This is a genomic window from Saccharospirillaceae bacterium, from assembly GCA_022448365.1.
Taxonomy (GTDB): Bacteria; Pseudomonadota; Gammaproteobacteria; order Pseudomonadales; family Oceanobacteraceae; genus Bacterioplanoides.
In genome coordinates this window covers 876,670-901,877 of the sequence record JAKVCS010000003.1, presented here as the reverse complement: position 1 = coordinate 901,877, position 25,208 = coordinate 876,670, and the positions used below count along the sequence as shown (strand labels likewise).

22 protein-coding genes are annotated in these 25,208 nt (G+C 48.5%); 14 read left to right on the top strand and 8 right to left on the bottom strand.

Annotated features, from left to right (window positions below):
- Positions 1-817 precede the first annotated feature (817 nt).
- Positions 818-1,654, bottom strand: a complete 837-nt coding sequence (locus MK185_07810) for a pseudouridine synthase (GenBank protein MCH2040523.1) — start codon at positions 1,652-1,654, stop codon at positions 818-820.
- Positions 1,655-1,812: 158 nt separating this feature from the next.
- Between MK185_07810 and MK185_07805 the strand changes: the two genes are divergently transcribed.
- A complete protein-coding gene (locus MK185_07805) occupies positions 1,813-2,955 on the top strand; it encodes a major royal jelly family protein (GenBank protein ID MCH2040522.1) in 1,143 nt (380 codons plus the stop codon).
- A gap of 31 nt (positions 2,956-2,986) precedes the next feature.
- Positions 2,987-3,301 (top strand): DUF2007 domain-containing protein, encoded by a 315-nt coding sequence (locus MK185_07800; protein MCH2040521.1) that lies wholly within the window; start codon positions 2,987-2,989, stop codon positions 3,299-3,301.
- Between the two features lie 53 nt (positions 3,302-3,354).
- Here the strand turns inward: MK185_07800 and MK185_07795 are convergent, their stop codons facing one another.
- Positions 3,355-3,882: a DinB family protein gene (locus MK185_07795; protein ID MCH2040520.1), complete on the bottom strand. Its 528-nt coding sequence runs from the start codon at positions 3,880-3,882 to the stop codon at positions 3,355-3,357.
- 113 nt (positions 3,883-3,995) lie between these two features.
- Between MK185_07795 and MK185_07790 the strand changes: the two genes are divergently transcribed.
- From MK185_07790 to MK185_07775, 4 genes are all read left to right on the top strand, one after another.
- On the top strand, positions 3,996-6,977 hold the full coding sequence (locus tag MK185_07790) for a hypothetical protein (GenBank protein MCH2040519.1): 2,982 nt from the start codon (positions 3,996-3,998) through the stop codon (positions 6,975-6,977).
- 43 nt (positions 6,978-7,020) lie between these two features.
- On the top strand, positions 7,021-8,313 hold the full coding sequence (locus MK185_07785; protein MCH2040518.1) for an FAD-dependent oxidoreductase: 1,293 nt from the start codon (positions 7,021-7,023) through the stop codon (positions 8,311-8,313).
- 24 nt (positions 8,314-8,337) lie between these two features.
- Positions 8,338-9,231, top strand: coding sequence for a class I SAM-dependent methyltransferase (locus MK185_07780; protein MCH2040517.1), 894 nt, complete (start codon positions 8,338-8,340; stop codon positions 9,229-9,231).
- 86 nt (positions 9,232-9,317) lie between these two features.
- Positions 9,318-9,812 (top strand): thioesterase family protein, encoded by a 495-nt coding sequence (locus tag MK185_07775; protein ID MCH2040516.1) that lies wholly within the window; start codon positions 9,318-9,320, stop codon positions 9,810-9,812.
- An 8-nt stretch (positions 9,813-9,820) separates the two neighbouring features.
- Here MK185_07775 and MK185_07770 read toward each other — a convergent pair whose 3' ends face one another.
- Positions 9,821-10,546 (bottom strand): SDR family NAD(P)-dependent oxidoreductase, encoded by a 726-nt coding sequence (locus MK185_07770; GenBank protein ID MCH2040515.1) that lies wholly within the window; start codon positions 10,544-10,546, stop codon positions 9,821-9,823.
- 331 nt (positions 10,547-10,877) lie between these two features.
- On the opposite strand from MK185_07770, the gene MK185_07765 reads away from it, so the two are divergent.
- Both MK185_07765 and MK185_07760 read left to right on the top strand, forming a co-directional pair.
- The gene (locus MK185_07765; GenBank protein MCH2040514.1) at positions 10,878-11,816 is read left to right on the top strand and encodes a Dyp-type peroxidase; all 939 of its coding nucleotides are present in this window, start codon (positions 10,878-10,880) and stop codon (positions 11,814-11,816) included.
- A gap of 63 nt (positions 11,817-11,879) precedes the next feature.
- Positions 11,880-12,416: an isochorismatase family protein gene (locus tag MK185_07760; GenBank protein ID MCH2040513.1), complete on the top strand. Its 537-nt coding sequence runs from the start codon at positions 11,880-11,882 to the stop codon at positions 12,414-12,416.
- 5 nt (positions 12,417-12,421) lie between these two features.
- Here MK185_07760 and MK185_07755 read toward each other — a convergent pair whose 3' ends face one another.
- Both MK185_07755 and MK185_07750 read right to left on the bottom strand, forming a co-directional pair.
- Positions 12,422-13,354: a fructosamine kinase family protein gene (locus MK185_07755; GenBank protein MCH2040512.1), complete on the bottom strand. Its 933-nt coding sequence runs from the start codon at positions 13,352-13,354 to the stop codon at positions 12,422-12,424.
- 283 nt (positions 13,355-13,637) lie between these two features.
- Entirely contained in the window at positions 13,638-14,540 is a 903-nt protein-coding gene (locus tag MK185_07750; protein MCH2040511.1) for an alpha/beta hydrolase, read from the bottom strand.
- A gap of 395 nt (positions 14,541-14,935) precedes the next feature.
- Between MK185_07750 and MK185_07745 the strand changes: the two genes are divergently transcribed.
- Together MK185_07745 and MK185_07740 are read left to right on the top strand one after the other, a co-directional pair.
- The gene (locus MK185_07745; GenBank protein ID MCH2040510.1) at positions 14,936-16,087 is read left to right on the top strand and encodes an iron-sulfur cluster-binding domain-containing protein; all 1,152 of its coding nucleotides are present in this window, start codon (positions 14,936-14,938) and stop codon (positions 16,085-16,087) included.
- A gap of 22 nt (positions 16,088-16,109) precedes the next feature.
- Positions 16,110-17,276 (top strand): acyl-CoA desaturase, encoded by a 1,167-nt coding sequence (locus MK185_07740; protein MCH2040509.1) that lies wholly within the window; start codon positions 16,110-16,112, stop codon positions 17,274-17,276.
- Positions 17,277-17,409: 133 nt separating this feature from the next.
- Here the strand turns inward: MK185_07740 and MK185_07735 are convergent, their stop codons facing one another.
- The 3 genes from MK185_07735 to norR all read right to left on the bottom strand — a co-directional run bounded on the left by MK185_07735 (position 17,410) and on the right by norR (position 21,352).
- Positions 17,410-18,063 carry a cyclic nucleotide-binding domain-containing protein gene (locus MK185_07735; protein MCH2040508.1) on the bottom strand — a complete coding sequence of 218 codons (654 nt, stop codon included), beginning with the start codon at positions 18,061-18,063 and terminating at the stop codon, positions 17,410-17,412.
- A gap of 248 nt (positions 18,064-18,311) precedes the next feature.
- The gene (locus tag MK185_07730) at positions 18,312-19,631 is read right to left on the bottom strand and encodes an aminotransferase class III-fold pyridoxal phosphate-dependent enzyme (GenBank protein MCH2040507.1); all 1,320 of its coding nucleotides are present in this window, start codon (positions 19,629-19,631) and stop codon (positions 18,312-18,314) included.
- A gap of 92 nt (positions 19,632-19,723) precedes the next feature.
- Positions 19,724-21,352 carry a nitric oxide reductase transcriptional regulator NorR gene (gene norR / locus MK185_07725; protein MCH2040506.1) on the bottom strand — a complete coding sequence of 543 codons (1,629 nt, stop codon included), beginning with the start codon at positions 21,350-21,352 and terminating at the stop codon, positions 19,724-19,726.
- Between the two features lie 205 nt (positions 21,353-21,557).
- Here norR and MK185_07720 point away from each other — a divergent pair, with 205 nt between their 5' ends.
- The 4 genes from MK185_07720 (at position 21,558) to ectA (ending at position 25,204) form a co-directional block, all read left to right on the top strand.
- Positions 21,558-21,866 (top strand): hypothetical protein, encoded by a 309-nt coding sequence (locus MK185_07720; protein ID MCH2040505.1) that lies wholly within the window; start codon positions 21,558-21,560, stop codon positions 21,864-21,866.
- A 61-nt stretch (positions 21,867-21,927) separates the two neighbouring features.
- Entirely contained in the window at positions 21,928-23,109 is a 1,182-nt protein-coding gene (locus tag MK185_07715) for an NnrS family protein (GenBank protein MCH2040504.1), read from the top strand.
- 59 nt (positions 23,110-23,168) lie between these two features.
- Positions 23,169-24,353, top strand: a complete 1,185-nt coding sequence (gene hmpA / locus MK185_07710) for an NO-inducible flavohemoprotein (protein ID MCH2040503.1) — start codon at positions 23,169-23,171, stop codon at positions 24,351-24,353.
- Positions 24,354-24,775: 422 nt separating this feature from the next.
- Positions 24,776-25,204 carry a diaminobutyrate acetyltransferase gene (gene ectA / locus MK185_07705; protein ID MCH2040502.1) on the top strand — a complete coding sequence of 143 codons (429 nt, stop codon included), beginning with the start codon at positions 24,776-24,778 and terminating at the stop codon, positions 25,202-25,204.
- Positions 25,205-25,208 lie beyond the last annotated feature (4 nt).

Genomic DNA, 25,208 nt, shown 5'->3' with positions numbered 1-25,208 from the left:
GTAAAAATGCATCAATTTGTCGTGAACCCTCTGAAACCGGGCGCTTAACGCGGTTTTCTATAGTTTTTGCACAAACTTATCAACAGAAACTGTGAAGAAGTATGTACTTACCCAATAAACCACTCTGAATAGCAATCCGCGATGCAATGGATTTCCACCTGACTGAGTTCCTGGTTATTGCATATTGATGGCACTACTTTTGCGCAGTCAGTAATTCTTATGCACATTGGCGAAGCAGTGCCGCAAAGCCGAGAGATTTTCTTTCAATTTTTCTTTAAAGCGCTATTGCAATTCATAAGCTATTGAAAAATATAGAAATTATTCTGCTGGTTAAAAAATGAACAATTTAACCCGGGGTTAGGCGCTATCACGCTTTGCGAGCTTTTTATGATGGTTAAGCACAGAACTATCCACAGAAACTGTGGGCAACCCAATGGCACAAAAGCACACCATAAAGAATTCGTATGGTTTTCAGATAAGGAAAATTAAGGAATCAAAGTCAATAGCCCAAAATCGACAAAAACGGCCTTATGCACAGGAAATTTAAATTGATATTGATAATTATTTGTATTTTTGTGTATCGTCGCAAGTTTGACGTTTTTCTTAAGTGATTGAAAATATTAAAGAAAAATTTAATCGCCATTTTGCACATTTGGCTGCAGGGCGCGTGATTATTGGGCTGCAGTGGTTTGCAAAAAAACTATCCAGATTTTTATCCACAGTCAGTTATTCGCCGCCACTGGAAGCTTTGGATCATTGTTCATTCTGGCAGCGAAAATTGAAGACCTACTGCCAGGTTGTTACGGGGGAGTTGGACCTATCCCGCCAGCGGCGGAGGCGGTGGAATATCGGATACTGCCGTCGGTTCGTCGCGCTCGACAAAAAAGTCGTCCATACAAGGATCAACTTCACCACTGAAATCCCGCAGTGGTTTCGGTAGCTGTTGTTGCCAGTCAAAACGCTTCACCAGGCGGCGAAATACATTATCCAGTTCGGCGGTCAATACCAGTTCTGCACCCGTGACCGGATGCTCCATGGTCAGCTGCCAGGCATGAAGTAATAGTCGTGGCGCTTCAAAGTGATCGCGAAAATAGCGACTGTGTTTACCTTTGCCGTACCGGGCATCTCCAATAATCGGATGCGCCAGGTGCTTCAGGTGGCGACGGATCTGATGCTTACGGCCAGTTTTCGGGATAGCCTCCACCAGCGAGTAGCGAGACTGCGGATACTTATCAATGGCAATCGGTAATTCGATTTGTGCCAGGCGGTGGAAATCCGTGATGGCTTCTTGCGGTGGCTTTATGGTTTCGTGTTTGGCGTATTTATCGACGGGTGGTGACATCGCTTTATCGAGGTGAACCGATTCCGGTAAATAGCCCCGTGTTAATGCCAGGTAGCGTTTCTCAACCGCTCGTTCTCGCCACTGATCCACAACAATGCTGGCGATCTCTGAACGCTTGGCAAACAACAATACACCGGAAGTGGGTTTATCCAGCCGATGTACCGGAAATACATGGTGACCGAGCATATTGCGCACCAACTGCAGTGCGAACCGGGTTTCATGGCGATCAATTTCACTGCGATGAACCAATAACCCACTGGGTTTGTTGATAGCGATCAGATGCTCGTCCTGATAAATCACCGGTAACGACATAATGAATTCCCGACTGAAAAAAGGCGTGCACTTTACCTTAAATAGCGTCATAGCTCACCCGCTTAGGGTGATTGAGATAATTCGGCGTCGGTTGCCTTAACAGGTGTTCCGTTCTTTGTTAGTGTGCGCGCAGTTAACAAAAATAAGAAGGATGCCGGATGTTTGCTCGTTGGTTGATGTTCATCGTTATATTACTGGTTATCGGATTTACCGGGGTACGTTATACCTATTTTACCGGCGGTCAGTTTCCTGATTTGACCTCAACACCCATGCTGCCCTCAACGGAATTGGAACTGGTGGCGGAGTTACCATCGCCTCCGGGAAACATCGCCGTCGCTGAAAATGGTCGTATCTTCTTTACCTTTCACCCGGAAGCCGGGCCTGAGTTTAATGTTGCAGAATGGCGTGATGGCGTTGCCCGTGCTTTTCCGGGGGCGCAATGGCAACCCGGCGGTGAACACGAAAAAGCACTGAATGAGGTGTTGTCACTGCGCCTCCATAATAATGAACTGTGGCTGCTTGATAACGGTCGTCATGGTCTCAGCCGTGTACGCCTTCTGGCTTTCGATATTAATTCTGGCGAGTTACTGCAGGAATATCGCTTTCCACGCAACGTTTTCCCATTAGGTTCCCACGCTAACGATTTTCGCATCAGCCCGGACGGACGTTTCTTTTATATCACCGATGCCAGCCTGATTGCCCGCACTCCGGCGCTGGTTGTGTTTGATCGCCAACAGCAGGACAGCTGGCGCCATCTGCATGACAGTCATACCGTTTCCGCAGGTGATTACCAGCCTGTGGTTCAGGGACGTGCTATGACGTTGTTTAACGCTTTTACCGTCAACCCTGGTGTGGATGGCATTGCATTGGATCAGCAGGGGCAGTGGTTGTACTTTGCTGGTATCAGTGCTGAAAACTTGTATCGGGTTAAAACGGCCGACCTGCAGGATAAGCAATTACCCTATGCCACGCTGGAGTCACGGGTTGAGGTATTGGGCGAAAAAACCATGACGGATGGCATGGCGATCGACGCCAGTGGTAACCTGTATTTATCCGATCTGGAGCATTCTGCCATTGTTCGGCGTACCCCAGATGGTGAGCTACAGACATTACTTCGGACAGTCGATTTGCGCTGGCCGGACGGTTTCAGCTTAGCGGCAGATGGTTATCTTTATATTACCTGCTCTGCATTACATCAGGTGCTTGGTGTGTCGCGGGATGAGATGCAAGCACAGGGACCGTTTCAGATATACCGTTTCCATCTGGGTCGTGCTGAACAGATTGTCGCGGGGCATCTATAATGAGAATTCGGTAATACAATAAGAATCGCGTATGAAGTGTGTCTACAATGCGGCCGATATGCTTGAGGCTCATGTGATCGTGGGCATGATGCAACAACACCGCATCAGTGCGTTTATCGAAGGTGAATATCTGACCGGTGCCATCGGCGACTTGTCGGCACAGAATTACGTGCGCGTGATGGTCAATAACGACGATTACGATAAGGGCCGGGAATTGGTTCAGCAATACGATAAAGCGAATGCAGTTGAGCCTTCGGCTTTGCCCGAACCCATCTTCCGCCATTGGCATTGGGTTGCGTTAGCTATAGCAGGGATTGTGGCTGCGGAATTGATGCGTTTTCTCTGACGGGTTTCTGCCCCAGCGCCATTAGCCCATTACGCAGTCGCTGGCGTGCCAGGCTATTCATCATCTAAGGGAGCAAACAGTAAGTCGGTTGAGCCAAAATCGACCTGCAGTACACTGAGCGCCGCGCTGATCTGGCCGCGATGGTGTGTTTGGTGATTAAACAGGTGTTGTAGCACCTGATCGAGTGTTTTGGCGTAATCGTCGCCCGCTGTGGAGCGGTATTCAATCACTGCAGTGGCGTCATTCTGGCGCAGTAAATCACACCAGCGTATCAACACATCATCAATGGTTTCCCTCAATGCCCACAGTTGTCGAATATCATCGCTGATGTGACCATCGAGTTTGTGCGGAAACTCAATATGGCGGAGCTCTTCGAGAATTGGATAAGCATTGCTCATTCGTTTTAGCCACAATAAGTCGGTAATGACCAGATGATTCCAGCAACCATTGATAGAACCGAAGAACAATCCTACATTCCGGTTTAGCTGCTGATCATCCAGGGCCATACAGGCCTGGTACAACGAATGGTTGATCCAGCGGTTGTAGCGTGCGGCACGACGGTGATGGTCTGACCAGGGCATATCAACCTCCTGAGAGCGGTCTGTGAATGAGCCGTGAAAAGAAAATCGTATGACAGACAATTTACACGCGCAAGCTGTTCGCGGTCGTTGAGTTGTTTATCATAGGTGCCCCTATGGATAATTCTGACAGGCTGTTTTGTATGCACGTGTGGTTGTTTCTGGTATCGCGAATTCTGACTGGCGTTGCAGCCTGGTTTGGTTTTGTGGTGATGATTTCCAGTGAGGCAGTAGCGCTGCCGGTTGCCTGGGACTTGGATCGTGAGCCGGAGCCGTCCGGTTGGTTAAGCAAGCGCTCGGAAAATTTTGAGATTTTTTATCAGCCAGAACTGGCGGCGATGGCTCAGCGTTCATTATTGCTGGCCGAAGATGTGCACAAAGAACTGGTGCCATTTTTTACCAGCCCTGCCGGAAAAGTCACGTTACCGTCGGAACCGACACGCATGGTGCTGGTGGATGAATTTGATTTATCCAATGGTTGGGCAACGCCCATTCCTTTCGCTCAGATGCGGCTATACAGTTCACCGCCGCAAGATGTCAACAGCCTCGAAAGCAGCGATGATTGGTTACACGGTTTAATCCGACATGAATACGTTCACGTGTTACACACTGAGATGGCACGCGGGTCGGTAAAAATAAGTCGTAATATTTTTGGCCGTACACCATTACTACCCGTATTAGTGCCACTTTCACCATTTCCTCACGCATTAACGCCTTCGATGTTACTGGAAGGCCTGGCGGTTTATCTGGAGACGGATAAAAAGGCAGGCTATGGTCGCTTGCAAAGCAGTTTTTACAGCATGTTAATGCGGTCGGAGGTAGCCAGTGGCGAACTGCTGTCGTTGGGTGAGGTGGTCGTCACCGGACGTCATTTTCCAACGAATCGGGCTTATCTGTACGGCGCCTTTTTTATCGAATTTCTAGTGTCTGAATACGGCGAGGATGCCGTACGAAATTACCTGCAGCATTACAGCGGCCAGGTTATTGCGTTTTTTATGCAGCAGTCCAGCGCTAGGCGAATTTTCCGTAAAGATTTTTATCAATTGTGGTCTGATTATCAACAGTATCTGATTGCCCGATTCTCCCCCGAGATACAGCGTCTACAGCAGCAACAGCCGCGCCGTGAAAGCATTGAAATTCTGGCTCAGAAAATTCCGGTGATGCCAGTTTTCAGTCATTATGATCAGCAATTGCTGATGTTGCGTAATAATCGTGAAGATCGCCAGGCGTTGGAGGTTGTCCCCTCTGATTCTGCCGCCGGGGCGCAACTGTTAACGCCGGAAAAAGGCATTCGTTACATTGACGTAGCGGATGACCGTACCCTGGTTGCAGCGCGTTTATTAACCCGTGCCAGCGGCCGCATGTGGAGTGATTTATTTATCTGGCGTGAACACGATGGTTGGCAACAGATTACCTTTGATCAGCGTTTTCGTAAGGCACGTTGGCTTAATAATCGTCAGCTGCTTGCCTCTCGTAATATCGCCGGTATCAGTGAATTGATGTTGTTGACGCTGGGTAGTAATTTTCAGCTGATATCGCAGCAGTTAATCTGGCGTGGTCAGGATGGAGACGTGTTGGGTGATTTTGATGTTAATGACAATGCCGATATCGTGGCGGCGATCAAGCGACGTGGTCAGGGCTGGAATCTGGAACTGAGTCGTCTTGGCTCCGAACAGCAACGATTAATTCCGGGCTGGCAAAAAATTACCGATACCCGTGCGGTGGAAAATTCTCCGGAGTTTTTAGCCAATGGCGATATTATCTTCAGTGCGGACTACCATCGGATTTTCAATATTTATCAGCTGACACCAGCCAACGGCGAATTACGACAATTAACCCATACACTGAGCGGCGTATTTAACCCTCAGATCATCGTTGATAAGTCTGGCCAATGGCTGCAATACGCGCGTTACTCGGATGACGGTTATCAAATCGTGCAGCAGCGACCAGCGCCCATTGCCGCAGGGAATGTTGCCGATTTTTCTGGCCGATACAATTACCGTTATATTGGTCTTGAGAATAATGAACATGCAGATGTTGGCGCTTCGTCAGGAAAATTCTATAACCTGCGCAGCCGTGCTTTCTGGCACAGTATTCGTCCTCATACCTGGTTGCCGGTGGCCATCTCAAGTGATGACCAAAATCGTTTGGGAGTCATTACGGCAGGGACCGATGCGTTGGGTCGCCATCGCTACAGTGTGATGGTGAATCACGACAGCGAACAAAAACAGTGGAATACTCAGTTGTTGTATCAGTACGACAATCGCTGGACGTTTGCATTCAGTCGTGATCACGACACCGTCAGCAGTTACACCACAGAGAATGGTGAGTTGGTGCGTAATATTCAGCGTGATGATTTATGGCTGTTGCAACGCAATATGATCTCGCCAGTGTGGCAGGATCAGCTGCGATTCCACTTAGGTCTGGTACGTGAGCATAAAGAAATTATCGATTTTCCGGTGGATCGCGATGAATCTCTGGTAGGGGTTGCAGCGACATTTGATAATCGTCAGAGTTTTCTTGATGTTCCAGGCGTTGGCTGGGGAAGTTATGCCGATCTGATTATCGAAACTAACGATATGGTTGCCTCAGAGTTCGACGGCCATATCTATCAGGGACGATTTGTCCACACCTTTGATTTACCAGGACGCGCCGCCTTGAGTTACGACCTCGCCGGTGGTGTTGCTGATCGGGGTGCCGAATCTTTTGTACTCGGCAGCAACAGTGGTGAAGAAAGCCGTTTATTTGCACGCAATAAATACCGTTTGCGTGGCTACAGCAGTGGTGTTCAGGAAGGTCACCGGGTGTTTCGTCAGAGCCTGAGTCTGGCGTTTCCATTAGCAAGAATTGAAGATAACTGGGGATTAAACCCGTTAGGGTTGGCTGATGTTTCTGCCAGGATATTTGTCGATCACGGCAGCGCTTGGTTTCGATATCAGCAGGCGACACCCTTAACCGGTGTCGGTGTCGAAATTACGACTGAAATCGTGCTGGGATACCGGGCATTACTGCCAATTAAAATTGGCTACGCCCGAGGATTGGATGACGCCCATGGTTCAACAACTCAAACCTACCTGTCGGTAGGGTTGTCGCTGTAATGCTTCTGCGGTAAGTTGACGCTGAATACATAGGAGTCTTGGTATGTCTGCTGGTGCAGAAAAACCCCGCTTGGCCGTTATAGGCAGCGGGATTGCCGGATTATCCAGCGCCTGGTTATTAAAACAGAAATATCAGGTGACCCTGCTGGAGAGTCATGAACGAGTGGGTATGGGGGTGTATACCATTGATTACGATGCAGATGGTATTCGTAACCGGATTGATATCCCGTTACGGGTGTTTTGCGAAGGCTATTACCCCAATCTGATGGCGTTGTACCGATATATCGGCGTAGAGGTTGAGTTGGGTGATCACTCGGGTGTATTCCTTGATGCCAGCGGCAATGAGATTCTGCATTACGGCAATATTCAGTTTGCCGGTCGACATATTTCTTATCCGAAGCTGCGTTCCTTGTTTCGTCCTAAAGCCTGGCAGTTAATTCTTCAATACAAAAAATTCACACGGTTGGCGCAGCGCGCGCTCAGGCAAAGCAGCGATATCAGGCAGCAGACGCTTGGGCAGTTTCTGGCACAGCATCAGGTGTCAGAGGATTTTACTGAAACCGTGTTGTTACCTGTGTTGTCGGTCACGTGCACTTGCGATTATCAGAGCTTGCTGAATTATCCGGCGGAGATCATTCTGGTTTACCTCACCAGTGGTATCTGGAAGTTTGGGATCACCAATGCCCGCAAGGGCGTCGACGATATTGTGCCGCGATTAACTGACGGTATTCAGGTGCAAACCGGGAAACGGGTAAAGACGGTTCGTTGTGCTGAACAAGGTATCGAAGTTCACAGCGCCGATGGCGATGTACAGGTGTTTGATCAGGTAGTGATTGCCTCTCAGGCTCAGCAAGCCGCGAACATGTTGCAAGGCTTTGAACAGCAAAAGCAGTTGCTGAATACGGTGGCTTTTGAGCGCTCAGATATGATGATTCATACCGACAGCAGCTTTTTGCCGCAGCAGGGCACAGGTTTTTCGGCGGTGAGTTATTGTTTGCCAAAACAGGGACAGCAGCGTCCGCAGGTGAGCGTCGATCTGACCAAAGCCATTGATAAATATCGCCAGCAAAGCACGATTTTTCAGACCTGGCATCCAGCCTTTGAACCGGATGACGATAAACTGTTGGCCCGGATTGAATTTACCCGGCCAGTGGTGACTTTGGAAAGTCGTGAAGCGATGCAGCAATTGCGACAATCGCAGCAGAACAACCCGACCGGAGTGTGGTTTTGTGGCTCGTATCTGGCGGATAAAATACCGCTGCTGGATGCGGCGGTCGATTCTTCGGTTAATATTGCCCAAGCGCTGGGAGTCGATATTCCCTGGCACTCGGCGTAACTCAATATCCAGTGACACTAAGCCATGGCGCGACAGGAATTTCATAACCTGGCTGAGCAGTATCTGAATCCGCCTGGCCGTTATTGGGGGAATCTGGGGTTGTGGTCGCGATCGACTGACGACCCGGTGAATTTGCTTTCGGACTCCGCTGATATGCTGCATGGGGAGCCACAACAATATGCCGATGCCTGTTGTGCGCTGGCAACAACCCTGGCGCAACAGTCAAAGTTAAATGCGCAATCCCGCGTGTTGGATATTGGTTTTGGTTGCGGCGATCAGCTGCTATTTTGGCTGCAGCACTACCGGATCGAATCGCTTCACGGTTTTAATAAATCCCACAGTCAGACAAAACTGGCGCAGCAGCGACTGCGAAAGCAGGGCTATGATTGCGCAGCAAACCAGTGTTGTTACGGTGATATTGCAGAACTCAGTGAATTGCAATGGCGACAATTAGGATCTCAGTGTATTGATCGGGTGATGGCGCTCGATTGCATCTACCATTTCTCTCACCGTCAGTCGTTTTTGCAACGCAGTCAGCAGTTATTAATATCGGGTGGATGCCTGGGGTTCACGGATCTGGTGTTGCTCAAACCGTTCTCAGCGATGACCCTAAAGCAGCGACTGTTGTTGCGTTTGATGTTGGCTGCTTCGCGTATTCCACAACACAATCTTAAGACGCTTGAGCAGCAACAACAGTCGTTGCAAAGTGCCGGGTTCCAACAGATTCGTTACCACGACTTATCCCAAAATGTGATGCTGGGCTTTGCCAACTGGCTGACGGCTTTTAAGTCGCGTTATCAGTCACGTCATGGCCGTTTTTTCTGGTTCAAATATCAGGTGACGGCCAGTTTTCTGACATGGGCCTGGGAGCAAAGGCTACTGGGTTACGGCGTTCTTGTTGCTTATAAAACGGATTAACTGCTCACTGCGTCGAATCAGCCAATGGACTGCTGTGTTCGCTGTCTTAGACTCCGTCTCATGCTTGTGTGTGAGAAATGTATCGTATGAATCTGTTTGGACGTCTGTTGTGGGTGCTGTTGGCTTCCTGGGGCACTACTAAGAAACCGCTGCAACATGTGTTTAGCCTGCAGTTTCGCGTCTGGCTGCACGATCTTGGCTGGCGTGATCATTTACCGAATTACCGTTTTTACAGCTTTATGGAACTCGGTCGTTTTAATTTCTGGCATGGCACGCGACTGGCGCAATCGGGTCGTTATCAGGTGCGTATGATCGCCGCCCAGGATTTTACCTATCTGCGCCCGGTTTCACCGCTGGCAAAATTCCGTTGCGATACGCAATTGATCAGTTGGGATCATAAGTACTTTTATTTCCGTCATAACTTCTATGTTAAGGGCAAGCTGGTGGGCATTGGCCTGGTAAAAGAAGCCTGTTTGAATAAAGGCAGGGTAATCAATCCGGCATTGATGATCGGCAATGAAAATGGACAACATCCGGTGATTGATGCCTGGCAAACATTGCAGCAACGGTTGAAGGATTAGCCATTAAACTACCAATCGATATCATGACCATCAAAACTGGCGAAGCGCCCGCTGTCCGTGGCTGAAGAGTCGTCAATCAAATCCAGCAGTGCATGGGCGGTGACGTCTGCAGAATGCAATTGCCCTGCGGGCAGGTTTTTCTGAAACGGTTTGGAGAAACCGGTGTCGGTGGTTCCCGGATGAAATAATAAAACACAGCAGTTCGGCAGAGTGCGTTGCCATTCAATAGCGATGGTTTTCATGGCCATATTTAATGCGGCTTTGCTGCAGCGGTAACTTAACCAGCCACCGGTAAGATTGTCGCTAATGCTGCCGATCCGCGCCGATAAAGAAACGAAGACGCTTTTACTGTCAGATTTCAGTGCGGCTGAAAAATGCTTTGCTAATAGTATGCTGGGAAGGGTGTTGCTGTTTATATTCTGCTGAAAGAAATCGGCATCAAATTGTTTTAAGGCTTTCTCTGGTCGTTTTTCGCGACTGTGTAAAAAACCAATGGTGTTGATTAAGATATCTATTTTGCCTAACTTTGTCGCCAGGTCAGCCAGTGACTGCTCTCTATCACTACCGTTGTTAATATCAATGTCGAGTAAATGCCACTGTACCCTTGGATGATCCAATACTGGCTGGGTTGTTCGGTAGCTGGCGTGAATCTGTGCGTCCGGGTAACGTTGCAGGCAGGCATGTATGGTTGCTAAGCCAATACCGCCGGAACCTCCGGCTATTAAAATCTTCATATCAGCACCTCAAACTTATGGGATACACAGAACGTTGCCAACGATTTTCTGCCAGGGCACTTTGTTATGACACCTCTGAACAAACGTCCTCAGTTTAGTGTCAGGTTCAGGCAGCATTTTGGGTCAGATTCGCCAATTTTATAGTAGGCTTGAACGACTGTCAGTGGTTAATCGGAGGATTCACTCAAGTCGGGAATCATTAGGCTGATTTAGCCATTTCCTTTTGCACCGATTTCGCCAACACTGTTATGAAACCGTTTGATGAAGTAATCACAGATTTTATACCTGCTGATTCGTACAAATTTATAATCCCCTGATTGAGAGAACACCGATGAGCAATACTGAATCCAGTCAGCCATTCCCGGCACCGCAAGCCGGACTGTTTCATGAGTCGAGCGTCCATGCACATTATCTGGAAATGACGCTACGAGACGGTATCGCCACTGCGGATATAAAGCGTGCTCTGGCGCTGGCGTTACTGCAGGATCTTGATACTCACATTGCGCTGGCGTTTGGCAGCCAGTGTTGGGATAAGTTACAAGGCGATTGGCGACCGGCGGACTTACAGTCTTTTACTACATTGGAGGCGAAACGCGAGATGCCTGCAACCCAGGCTGATCTGCTGTTCTGGATTCATGGCGAAGACCGCGGCGAAATCATGGCGGCGGTGATACATATTGGTCAGTGCATGGCGTCTGTGGCTGATATCCAATTGGACATCAGTGGTTTTAAAAATCGAGAGTCGCGCGATTTAACGGGCTTTGTCGACGGTACCGCCAATCCCAAAGCAGACAAACGTATTCTTGCGGCACAAATTCCGGTGGGCCAGACAGGAGCCGGGGGGTCGTATGTGTTCACTCAGCAATGGCGTCATAACTTGCAGGGTTTTCAACAATTAAGCGTCGGGCAGCAGGAAGCGGTGATTGGTCGGACTAAAGTCGAGAATGTTGAATTGGAAGGTGATGAGATGCCCGCCGATTCTCACGTCAGCCGGACCGATGTTAAGGTTAATGGTGTTGGTATGAAAATTTATCGTCGCAGTATGCCTTACTACAGCAGTGTGGAAGATCGCGGCCTGTATTTTATTTCATTCGCCTGTGAGCTGGAACGGATCAGTATTCAATTGCAGCGTATGGTTGGTGCGACCGATGATGGTATTTCTGATCATGTTATGGAGTATTCACAACCGCTGACCGGCAGTTACTGGTTTATGCCAGCTCAGGCAGATCTGATGCAATTGCTGAAAGCGCAGGGTGCAGATATCAGCTGATTAAAAGGCAAATTGGGGTTTTAATCAGGCGCAATAGAATTCGTTGTCACAGGAGTACATGACATGCTGGAAATCGATAATACAGGTTTAATCCTGGTGGATGTTCAGGGCAAACTGGCCGATCAGATGGTCGATGCTCCACAATTATTTCAGCGCTTACGCACCCTCATTTCCGGTGCTGACTTACTGCAGATTCCGATTGTCTGGCTGGAACAATTGCCAGAGAAACTGGGTGAAACTCGCGAAGAAATTCGAGATTTATTGACAGGAAAGCCGTTGATTAAAAAAACATTCTCCGGTTTAGATGACCGCGACATTGTTGCTCGGATACAGCAATACGAGCGCAGCCACTGGCTAGTCGCCGGCATCGAGGCTCATATTTGTGTGTATCAGACCGCCGCTCAGTTGTTGGAGCAGAATTATCAGGTACAGCTGGTGACTGATGCGGTCAGCTCTCGCACCGAAGCAAACAGAAATCTCGCCATCGGTACACTGGAAACGCTGGGTGCACAGTTAACCTCGGTAGAGATGGCTTTGTTCGAATTGCAGCGCATCGCCGAAGGCGAGCGCTTTAAACAACTCATTAAACTGATCAAATAGATCGTCTAATTATCTGCGCCATCGTGCTGCAGAATTTCCATCATCAGCGCTTCACTTTGCTGAATATAATTGTGTCCGAACAACAGCGCATGGTTGAGCAAATGATAAAGCTGATATACCCGTACACGTTGCGGATAGCCATCACTGACAGGGTTTATACTTTGGTAGCCGTCATAAAATTTTTTTGGAAAGCGACCAAAAAGTTCCGTCATAGCCAGATCACTTTCGGCATCGCCATAATAACTGGCCGGATCAAAAATCATGGGGTATGACAAATATCGATCCGGATTAAAACCAATGTTACCGGACCATAAATCGCCATGTAACAGCGATGCTTGAGGTTGATGTTCACTCAGTATGGCGGCACAACGAATCAGGCATAATCGACTAACACTGAAGCGTATGCCTCTGGTCGCCAATTGATCGATTAATGGTTTTAATCGTTGTTGTATAAAAAAGTCGCTCCAGCTGTTATTCCAGCGGTTATCCTGGGCGGTTTCGCCACAATAGGTTGTGCGTGGGAAGCCATATCCCAGGTCACAGTGATGTTGGTGCATCTGTGCCAGCTGTTGACCAGCACTGAACCAATCACCGTGCACTGCTAAGGGCAGGTGTTGCAGAATTATGTAGCTGAAGTGGTCACATTGTCCCACTGCCAGAGGCGCACAGGTGGCGATGGTCTGGGTTGCCATCAGGGCTTTCAGGCTGGCGTCTTCAGCCTCGAAATGATCGGCGTACTCACTTTGCTGACATTTGATAAAGTAAGCTCCGGCAGCCGTTTGTACGCTGTATTGCATCTGGTTTTTATTGTTGTGATGGCTGAATCCCTGAATTTCGCAAGCGCTCGGTAACAGCTTTCCTTCAGCAATGGCATGATTCAGAAGGGTGAGCAAAGTGGCAGGGTAATGTTGCTGATTCAAAGCGGCGGCTGAGTTCATAGTTACCTCACGGGGTGCAAAAAGCCTGATCGTCTAAAAGTGCATCAATCCATATTAGAGCAGCCGGCTTGGTGAAAGTGAGGGCTGTTTAACAGTTAATGGCGACAGGCCGCTTTAGTCCGCCGAGGCTTACCGGAAAGAGCGGGATGGTAACGTGCAGCGACGCTTTGTTAACAGAGAGTTACGCGTCAAAGCGGTAGCGGCTTTGTCACTGAACAACCTTGGATGCTTTTCTGAAACGAATCGGTTGCGGTTGTTATGTGAGGGAGTTCAGTCTCGGCAATTACAGAGTTTGCTGAAGCTGCATCCAATGCACCAGCTGCGGAAAATGGTCATCAACACATTCTGGTGCCGTCAGCATATTAATGTGGTCGTAATCGAGTGCATGACCGGTATCCTGTGATAACAAACGGTATTCGCTGCTGTGGGGGCCAGATTCCGCCATAAAACGTTTTACGTCGTAACGGTGGCCAAGGCTGTAATCCCGTTGGCCAGCATAATATAAGGTGTTGGGTAAGCGTGTGTACTCTGCCGCAGCACCATAATCAAACCCATCATCTGTATCGATCCATTCATCATGCATCACCCAATCGACGCACTGCTGATGGGTTTTACGAGTTTCGTTGTCTGAGCCGAGTTTGTATCTGACCGCCGGCAAGTAACCATTGCGGCGGGTCAGAAACGGCGATAGGCGATTCCAGACAATTTCGATACGGAAATAACGATCCAGAGTATTCGCTCGCACGCTTCGTTTGGAACCAAAATACACCGATGAAATCACCGATGGCACCAGACCTGGCGAGCGTAATAGGGCTGAATTGAGATAGACCCCGCCCCAGGAGTGGGCCACCAGATGCAGACGTGGTTGATCACTGGTTTGTAGCACAAATCGAATCAGCGCTGGCAGATCATCCCGAATGGTTTCAGTCTGTCCATGCTGACTGTGCTTGTTAATCTTTGGTGTGCTTTTGCCAATGCCGCGCAAGTCAGCAACATATACATCGTAACCCTGCTGCGCCAGATAATGACCCAGACCTTTACCACTGGGGTGATAAAAAATTCGTCCGTCTTCAACCATGCCATGCACCATCAGTACTGGAATGCCCTGATGGCCAGGTTGGCTTATATGCATCAGATGCAATTTATGATCATGATTTACATCGAGAAAAACGGATTGAAAGCGCACAAAAAGCTGCCAGCAGAAAAACGGACGCTAAGTTTAGGGATATCAGGGTATTTATCAATGGCCCGAATGGTACAGATGTATGACATTTCGTTTGGCTCGATGGGTTACAAAAAGGTCCAAAATAGTACGCGTGTCGGCAAGATATAATTTCCAGATTGGAAATAGTCGATGTGCTTTGTGTGGTTGGGTAACCCGGTATAAATCAGAGTTATTTGTGAATTTTACGCATAAGTTGATGCTTTTGGGGTATGTGCTTACTAACTAACTGTTCTTGGTGGCGTGTGGGTTAAGACAAAATCATTACTTTTCATTCAATAATATCGATTGGACTTCAGCGCACTCTCTGGGTAAAAAACACAAAAATAGTATCAACCGTTTGATGACCCGGGACCGCCATGAGCATATCCGATGTTGCCATAAAAGGCCGAAGTTCACTGCGTCAGAGTTTCGCCTGGCGCTGGCTGGCTGACAGTCTGACTCAGCAGCAACAGTTCAGTGATTACGCCGAACCGCTGATGCAGATGATTACGCCGAACTGGAGTAGCGTGTACAGTCGTGCTCGTATTCTGATGGTACGCCCTGAATCCGATGATGTATTTTCTTTGATTATCCGTCCGCAAAAAAACTGGGCAAGGCACACATTCACTGGCGGTCAACACCTGGAGCTGATCACGGAGAGAGATGGCGCTCGTCATCATCGTACCTTCAGCATTTCCTCTTCCCCGGATTATTTCCGTAAAACCGGATTGATCGAGCTGACCATCCGTGTTCAACCCGAGGGTAAGATTACCCCCTGGCTGCGAACGCATTTTGCTGATGGTGGGCTGGCGAATATTTCCGCAGCCAAGGGCGACTTCCGCTTAGCCGCCAGTGACGACAATAAACCTTTACTGATGATTGCCGGTGGCAGTGGGATCACACCGTTCCGCTCAATGCTGCAGCAGCTACGAGACCGTCAGTCTGATCGTGCGGTTCATCTGTTGTATTACGCCAGAAATAAAGAGCAGTTTTTATTCCCACAGGAATTTCTGCGTCTGCAAAACGAACTGGCCGATTTTCGCGTCAGTCTGATGGATAGTTCGCAGCTGGGTACCATCACTGACAGTCACTTATCGCGTTGTGACTTTGATCTCAGTGATGACGATACTCGGGTCATGATTTGTGGACCAACGCCAATGATTCAGGCGGCCAAAGAGGTGGTTGCTGGTTTGGGAGCCAGCGAAGATCGGGTGATGTTTGAGTATTTTGGTGCCGCGCCCATTGATCAGATCCAGGGAGTTGAGGGCCGCCAATATATTTCCTGTCAGAGCAGCAGCACACAATTCATCAGTGACTCTGAAAAGCCGCAAACCTTACTGGATCTGGCTGAGCAAGCCGGACTCAAACCGGTCAGCGGTTGTCGAATTGGTGTTTGTCATCAATGTATTTGTAAGAAACAAAGCGGCGTGGTCTACAACACCAAAACCGGACAGACTTCAGACACCGGTCCCGGGGAAATTCAATTGTGTGTCTCGGTTGCTGTATCTGATGTAGCACTGGATTTATAAGGACGATTTTAAGGATATTATTATGACAATTTCTCTTTCTTCTGCACGTCCCGACCCGGATACGCTCAATGCCTTTCAGCAAGACTTGGACGCTATTCGAGATGAGGCGCTGGCCCGCCGTGGTCAGCAGGATGCTGATTATATTCGTAAGATTATTCGCATTCAGCGCGGCTGCGAAATTGTTGGTCGCATTGTTTTAGTGGCTGGATTTATTCCACCATTGCTATCTGTTTGGTGGTTATTTTTATTGGCAGGGATCGCGCTATTATCGCTGGCAAAAATCCTCGATAATATGGAAATCGGGCACAACGTGATGCATGGTCAATACGATTGGATGAACGATCCCCATATCAACTCACGTAATTTTAACTGGGATATTGCTGCTGATAGCGATTCCTGGAAGCGCTATCACAATTACGAACATCACACTTACACCAATATTATTGGTAAAGACCGCGATTTTGGTTACGGCTTATTACGGTTGAGTGATGACCTTCCATGGCGTCCGAAAAATCGCTTTCAGTTTATTACGTACGTTCTACTGAGTGTCCTGTTTCAGTGGGGGGTGGCGTACCACGAGGTTGCAGCCGAGCGTATATTCATGGGTAAACGCCGCTTAAACAGCTCACTGCCGATCAGTCGTCAGCAATTGAAAAAAGACTTTTTTGCCAAAATCAATAAGCAGGTATTCAAAGACTATATCTTCTACCCATTGTTGGCGTTGCCGATTGGTTTATTGGCGGGTGCAGGCTGGGCAATCTTTGGCTGGGTATTGTTGGCGAATCTTATGGCGAATCTGATTCGTAATTTATGGACTTCGACGATTATTTTCTGTGGCCACTTTACCGAGGAGGTACATACTTTTGATGAAAAAGAATGCCAGAACGAAACCCGAGGGCAGTGGTATTACCGCCAGATTCTGGGTTCTTCTAACCTGGAGGGTAAGCGCTGGTTCCATATTCTTACCGGGCACTTGAGCTGTCAGATAGAGCACCATTTATTTCCAGACGTGCCAGCACCGCATTACGTCTGGATGGCCAAGCGAGTGGCGGCAGTGTGTGAAAAATATGATATCCCTTATAACGTTGGCAGCTTTGGTCATCAGTATCTGACTGTGGTTAAGCGGGTATGGAAATATTCCTGGCCGGATAAAAAAGATCGTCCGCGTGGTTCTTTAGCCGCGGGATAATTCATGGCCTTTTTATTGATACCGTTGATTTGGGCAACCGTTTGGTTGCCCATTTTTATGGCGCACAGTTTAAATGCAGCGCTTTCCGGACAAAACTAAAATCCGGATGTATGCGGTGGACGTTTAAAATAACTTAAAACCTGAGCCATTCGCCCTCACGATCTTCCGATAGTGATTCGTTCCATTCCCGCACCAGATCAGCCAGAGCGTGTGTTTGCTGATGCAGTGCCTGTAATTCTTCTTCCGTGTTTTTCGGCGCACTGATCAGGGGGATTTTGCGCAGGCTTGCGACCAGTGGATGGTCTGGCATCTGCATCTTGTTGCGCTCTAATGTCCAACGCAGATTGTTAGCCAGCATCCGGAAGAAACTGATTTTCGTTTCCATTGAAAATAAGCTGAAGTCTTCGATATCTGAAAAGTGCTGAAAGTCGATTCCCACCAGCAGAGCATTTTTGCTGTTTACTTTGATCGATGCAGAGCGCTTAAAATTCAGCAGCATAGCCATTACGCCAAACATTTCACCTGGATTAATTTCGCCAATCACTTCGCTGCGTTCGTCGCCCGATAGCACCGTTAGCTGACCTTTCAGCAGGAAATACAGAATGTTGGCGTTTTCGCCTTTTTTGATGATTACTTCTTCATTGTCGGCGGTGACAAACTGCGTGACACTCATCAACAGTTCAAACTGGGCGCTGTCGTGGTGAATCAGATCTTTGAAAAATGTGACACTATTCACAGCACGCTGCAAAGTTTCCAGAGGGTATTCTTCGCGGGTCACACGGCGCATATTTTGCCCTTGTTCAGTATTTACAACAGGCTGCAATATAGCATGCCAGGCACAGTAATAAAGCTTCAGAAACAGCTTCTGTGAGGTGGATTGTTGTATTTTTGTTGGTGGTTGTCGTGATCTGGCTGCCGCGGCGCTGACAGTGGAAGTGAGCGGGTGTCGCTACTACCGGTTATTGAAGGGAAATAAAAACGGCTCTCAGGCCGTTTTTATTCGTGTGATGTGTCATGCAATAAACCAATGCAAGGCTATTGCGCGTCCAGGGCTTGTTGCATCGATTGCTCAGCCACGCGTGCCAGCCAATCGAAATCCATCTCTTTATGCGCTTCGCAGATAAACCATGGCTCGCGAGAGTCCGGTTCCAGCATAACGCCGTGTCTAATCAGGTTGTGTGCAAACTCGGTATACAGATCGCTGTTGGTTTGTTTCCAGTCGCGGTAGTTCTGCGGCACGATCGTGCCCAGGTGAATACCAAACATGGAATCCGGACCAGCAAAGCGGTGATCAACGCCAAACTTATCGAACACGTTCGCCAGAATGCCCTGAATCTTTTTACCGGTGGCGTTGATGCTGTCTAACGCATCGGTGTCACGTAATGTGCTCAGGGTCGCTTTGGCAGCGCTGAGAGCAATGAGGTTTGCTGTGTAGGTTCCGCCGTGGGTAACGCCATCTTTCCCAAAGCTGATTTTATCCATAATGGCGGCTTTTCCACCAAAGGCTGCAACCGGGTAGCCGTTACCCATGGCTTTGGCGTAGGTGGTCAGATCGGCGTAAATTCCGTATAGCTGCTGTGCGCCCCCTTTGGCAACACGGAAACCGGTTTTTACCTCATCAATGATCAGCAGTGAGCCGTTCTGATCACAGATATCGCGCAGTTTCTGCATGTAATGCGGCGTTGAGGCTATCGAACCACAGTTTCCCATAATTGGCTCAATCACGATGGCCGCAATATCATCTCCAACACGGGAGAAGACCTCATCCAGGGCATCGCCGTCGTTCAGAGAAACAGTTTCCAGATGTTCACGACTGGCCTCTGGAATTCCTCCTCCGAATGATTTGATCTCCGGAACTGTGCCTGACTCCGGGTTCCAGCTGTCTACGTCAGGTTTCCACATCATTTCATCGTATAGACCGTGGAAACCACCTTCGACCACAACCACTTTATTGCGGCCGGTATAACCGCGCGCGGTGCGGATAGCTCCCAACACGGCTTCGGTGCCTGAGTTAGCGAAACGCATTTTCTCGATCTGAGGGCACATGGATTTCACCAGCTCGATCACGTCGGAATCCATCTTAGTGGAGAAGCCCGTCATGGTGCCGATATTCCGGATGCTGTCGATCACCGCATTGTCGATGCGCTCGTCGCGGTACCCCAGAATGATTGGGCCATAAGCCAGACGGAAATCCACGAAGGTTTGCTCATCTTCATCAGTGATGGTGCAGCCTTTCATGTTCTTAACGAATACGGTGTTTTCGTCGCCCCAATAGCGGTAGCTGTCGGCAACGCCCATTGGCATATGAGTGTGAGCGGTAGCCAGCAGGGCATCGCGATTGGGTTTATTACTCATGTCAGATCCTGAAATTTCGGTCCATCTTAAGGGAAGACGCGATTATAACGTGGGATCAGCGAAATATAAGGGGTTTGCAATACGCCGCAACATCAGCCGCGGACAGAGCGTTCGACCTGAATATTCAAACGTTTCGCCATTCGCGATAAATTGGCCCGATCCATATCCAGCTGACGGGCTGCAGCGGCCCAGTTCCCCTTGCTGAACTCCAACGCCTGAAGAATACACTGGCGCTGAAATTGTTCCGTCGCATGCTTCAGGTTATTGACCGGTTCGATAGCATGATTGGCCTGCGCAGTCGGACTAGCAGACGCAGCGCTGAGTTGCGCCGATACGCTTTCGCTCTGCAGGCCCGTATCTGGCAGCATTTCGTGATCCGTCTGCAATACGCCAATATCACCTTGGGTAATGGCGATAATGGCTTCGTTTACCGCGCTGCGGCTGCGTGCTTTCAGCGCCGCTCGATTGATGCAATGTTCCAGTTCGCGGATGTTGCCAGGCCAGTCGTAACGACTGAGGTAGGGCATCACTTTCGCCGCAAATTTGATTTGTTGTAAGCCCAGCTTACGACGCATCAACTCAACAAAATATCCGCTCAGCAATACGATATCTTGCCTCCGCAGACGCAGTGGTGGCACCGTGAGTGGGTAGACACTCAAGCGATGGTATAAGTCGGCGCGGAACTCTCCGTTTTCAACTTCTTGCTGCAAATCACGATTCGTCGCTGCAATGATACGGACATCCACTTTGTGCGTTTTATCCTGTCCTACCGGCTGAATTTCCTGACTCTGAAGCGCACGTAACAATTTGCTTTGAACCTGCAGCGGCATTTCACCGATTTCGTCGAGAAATAAGGTGCCGTTGTTCGCAATGGTGAACTTGCCTGAGCGGTTTTGACTGGCACCGGTAAATGCGCCTTTCACATGGCCAAATAATTCACTTTCGATCAGGTTTTCCGGCAGTGCGGCGCAGTTAACGTAAACCAGGGGGCCGTTATTCCGGTTTGATTGCTGATGAATGGTGCGGGCAACCAGTTCTTTACCCACGCCGGTTTCTCCCTGAATCAGTGCCGTGAAGTCAGACCCTGCAACAATCTGTATTTCCTGCTTCAGGCGCAGCATTGGCTCACTATCGCCAATCAGTTCACCACCGTCTTTGGTCAATGCTGTCTGGGTCAATTCCTCGACCACAGCTCTGGCATGACTGGCATCGCGCTGATACAGCTCCAGCGTCAGGGCATTCTTTAATGCCGCTGAAGAAATGGCAGAAATAATATCCAGCGTGCGGGCGGGAATATCGTCAAATTCGTTGGGTGTCAGGCTGTCGAGGGTTAGTACACCAATTAAATTGCCTGCAAACAGCAATGGCAGCCCCATACAGGAATGCACCGGCAAATCGCCTTCCGTGGCCAGTAACAAGCCATCGTAGGGGTCGGGCAGTTCGGACTCACTGTCGAATCGAACTGGCATTTTAGCCTGACAAATTTCGATAAAGCGTGGGTGTTGCTGGATGTCGAAACGACGGCCCAGTACTTCAGTCGTCAACCCCTGTTGCGCCAGCGGTTTGAGGAAATCGCCTTGCAGCGTTAATAGCACCACAGCATCGCAGTTAATGGCTTTGCGGATATGCGTAAGCAGGCGTTCGAAGCGATCGTCATCCACCAGGCTATGACTCAAATCGATAGCCAGTTCAATCAGGGCGTTCAGGGATATCGGACTCATAACAGTTCACCGGGTGTTGATAGTTATGAGTCTATATAACATATTGAAGTCAAAATGACTCATAAATTATGTAGTCAAAATGACTGCGATAGAGGGGATTTTTCTTTTAAGTTATTGAAATGTATGGGGTAAATTTGGTTGGCATGGTCTTCGCTAAAGACAATACATAAGCAGTTAACTTGCACTGATATGTTGAGGTTTATGTATGTATTCACATTTTCACCTGGGTGGCCAACGTCCCGATATTCACAATGCTCGTCAGTTTCACTGTCTGTTGGTGATCGGCAACTGGGGCATGATATTGGGTCTGACCTTGACCGTGTTGTCGGTGTTAGTCAGCTATACCTATGCGCACTGGTTTTCCATGTCGACTCAGGTGCTCGCCCATATCGGCACGTTATTGTTCGCCACCGTGGTGAAGTTTGGCTACATCATGCGCTCCATCGCATTAAACCGCTTTGCCGGGCTGAAGGCGCTCGCGTCTCCTGAATCAGCGGTGCAGGAGCCATACTGAGATGAGCCAACGCAGCCCCCCTTTGTCCGCAACCAAGACAGCGTCTGGCGGACATTTTGTAATGAATTCATCTGCACCAATCTGGGACCTTGCATTCAGGCCGTTGTTTTTATTGGCCAGTGGTTTTTCTGTGATCGCCGTTTTGTTATGGGCGGCATTGTTAAATTCGGCTACCAGCTGGCAGCCGAACTTCAATCCGGTGTTGTGGCATATCCATGAGATGGTATTCGGTTTTGTATTGACGATTGCGGCGGGGTTTTTATTAACCGCTGTTCAAACCTGGACCAATTTACGCAGTATGCACGGTAAGGCATTGATGTGGCTAACTACAATCTGGCTTGTGTTGCGGTTATTGATCTGGCAATCGTGGTGGCCGTTCAGTCAAACGCTGATGCTGATTGTCCTGCTGTTGCAATTCAGTTGGTGGGCGCTGGTGATTGGCTTTTTCGCCCAGCTGATAATACGTGCGCGTAGCCGGCGTAATTATCTATTTTTGCCTTTGCTAAGCGTCATTGGCTGTTTAAATCTCCTGTTTATTTTTCTGGCCTACGGTAACGTTTTTAGTCATGCGCTACATATCGGCCAGAGTGCTATTTTATTTTTTGGTGTCATTGTTTCGGTAGTGGCGGGGCGTGTAATACCAATGTTTACCCGCAATGGCTGTCGCATGGTTGGCATTGATGCCAATGTGCGCAGCAATCAAAAGCTGGATGCTGGTTTGCTACTTGTTTCGTTGGTCGCGGGACTCTGTTTTTTATTCGATGGCTGGCTGGAAATCTTTCGCAACGATTTCTTTAAGCCCGAGTGGTTATTGGCTCTGGTTGGTGTTTTGCATTTATACCGACAATCGCATTGGGCGCCGTTCAGTACGATTAAGATTCCATTGTTGTGGTCATTACACGCTTCGTATTTCTGCCTTGGTGTCGGACTGGTGCTGGTTGGTGTTAGCCAGGAAACTCATTTGATCGGTCGTAGTGATGCTTTTCATCTTATTACCATTGGCACGCTGGGTGGAATGATTCTGGCAATGATTAGTCGAGTTTCCCTCGGTCATACCGGGCGAGCCCTGAGTGTCGGAAAATGGATGACAGCAGCTTTTTTACTGATTTTTATCGCGGCCTCAGTACGTTTCATTTTTCCGCTTATTCAACTGTCTTTATGGGGGTGGAATATTTCAGCGTTATGCTGGGCAATTGCCTTTTTAGTGTTCTGTTATATCTATTATCCGATATTGAGGCAGTGAAAAAAACTGTATTAATACGAAATTTATTTGAATTTTTTACTCAGAAAAATGGAGATTATATGTTATCTCAACATCATATCGATCTTGTTAAAAGTACCGTGCCAATATTGGAAAGTGCAGGTCCGGCGGTAACCGAGTATTTTTATCAGCGTATGTTTCGCGATAATCCGGAAGTTAAGCATATCTTTAATATGAGTAACCAACACTCCGGACGTCAGCAGTTTGCTTTGTTTTCTGCCATCGCTGTCTATGCCAAACACCTGGATACGCCAGAAACTCTGTTGGCTATGGTGGAGCGGATTGCGCAAAAACACAGCAGTATGAACATTCTTGCTGAACATTATCCCATTGTTGGTCATCACTTATTGGAAACCTTACGTGAACTGGTCCCGGACCAGTTTACTGCCGAAATCGAAGAAGCCTGGAAATATGCTTACCAGCAATTGGCTGATATTTTTATCGGCCGAGAGCAACAAATTTACCAACAAAATTCGGAGCGACAAGGCGGCTGGAAAAATGGTCGGGAGTTTTTTTTAAGCGGGAAACGCATCGAATCGGAGCTGGTAAAGACACTGGTATTTGAGCCGGTCGATGGCGGTGACGTTGCAGCATACTTGCCAGGCCAGTATGTCGGCATTGAAGTTCAACCAGAGGGTAGTAAATACCGGGAAATACGCCAATATTCGTTATCATCCGCAGCACAAACTGACCGCTATCAGATTTCTGTTAAGCGTGAAATTTTAGGGCGTCCGGGTGTGGTTTCGAACTTTCTGCACGATAATTTACGCTTGGGGGAGCGGGTTACTTTGTACGCTCCTGCAGGAGAATTTTATTTAAAGAGCGATGATAACCCCTTAGTCCTGATTTCAGCCGGTGTGGGTTTAACACCTATGCAGGCCATGTTGGAAACCGTTGCGGCAGAACAACCGCAACGCCTGGTTTATTACCTTCATGCGTGCGAAAACCCAGGGCAACACAGCTTTCGTAAAACCAATCGAAATCTGGCGAAGGACGTGAATCTGACAGTCTATAGCTGGTATCAGACAGAGGCGCCGAAAGCGGAGAATACGTTCCACGGATATATGGATATTTCTTTGATTGATGATTTGCCATTGGCTGACGGCGACTTTTATTTGTGTGGCCCAACCGGCTTTATGAGTTTCGCCAAGCAGCAATTGCTGGCGCTAAAGGTGGATGAATCACGCATCCATTATGAAGTATTCGGGCCTCATGAAGATCTGTAATTGGTCACCTGATAAAACCCGGGTAGGGCGGTGCATCCATTGGATGCGCCTCAGCTCTTTTGAACTCAAAAATATACAGCACTAAGTAATTGTTTCCAGGTTGTGTTCCGTCAAAAACTTAGTGCTCTAATTAGGTTGTCTTGGTTGAATGGCCATTCAATCAATATTTCAGGGTTGTGATTTTGTATTGATTTGAAAAAATACTTAGGGTTGTAAATAATATTGGGCGCGGTATTATATTTAGAACACTAAGCAAATTTGAGGGCGTAACGGTATTCCCGGTAAGCGTCGCTCTGTATTCCATGGACTCTGTGAGCCCAACATCCGATCTTTCTTTACCCAGTAAAACCGCCCAATCTGTCACTACTTCTGAGTACCACTTTCGTTCTCCGCAGCCCTCCGACGGCAGCCAGGTATTTCGCTTGGTTCAACGTTGCAAACCGCTCGATGAGAATTCTATGTACTGCAATCTGCTGCAGTGCAGCCATTTCAGTGACACCAGTATTGTTGCAGAAGTGGCTGGAGAGATGGTGGGATTTATCTCCGGTTACCGGTTGCCGCAGCAAGCCAATACCCTGTTTATCTGGCAAGTTGCCGTAGACAGCCGTCAGCGTGGCAAAGGCCTAGCCAGTCAGATGCTGGAGCAATTGGTGCGTCGTGTGGGTGGTGTGACGTATTTGCACACCACCATCACCGCCGACAATACCGCCTCCTGGAGCACCTTCAGGCGCTTCGCTCTGAATCTCGGTGCGCCGCTAATTCACAAGACGTTTTTTGATGAACAGCAACATTTTGCTGGTGAACACAACAGTGAAGAACTGGTGGTGATTGGCCCCTTCACACTTTTTTAAAACA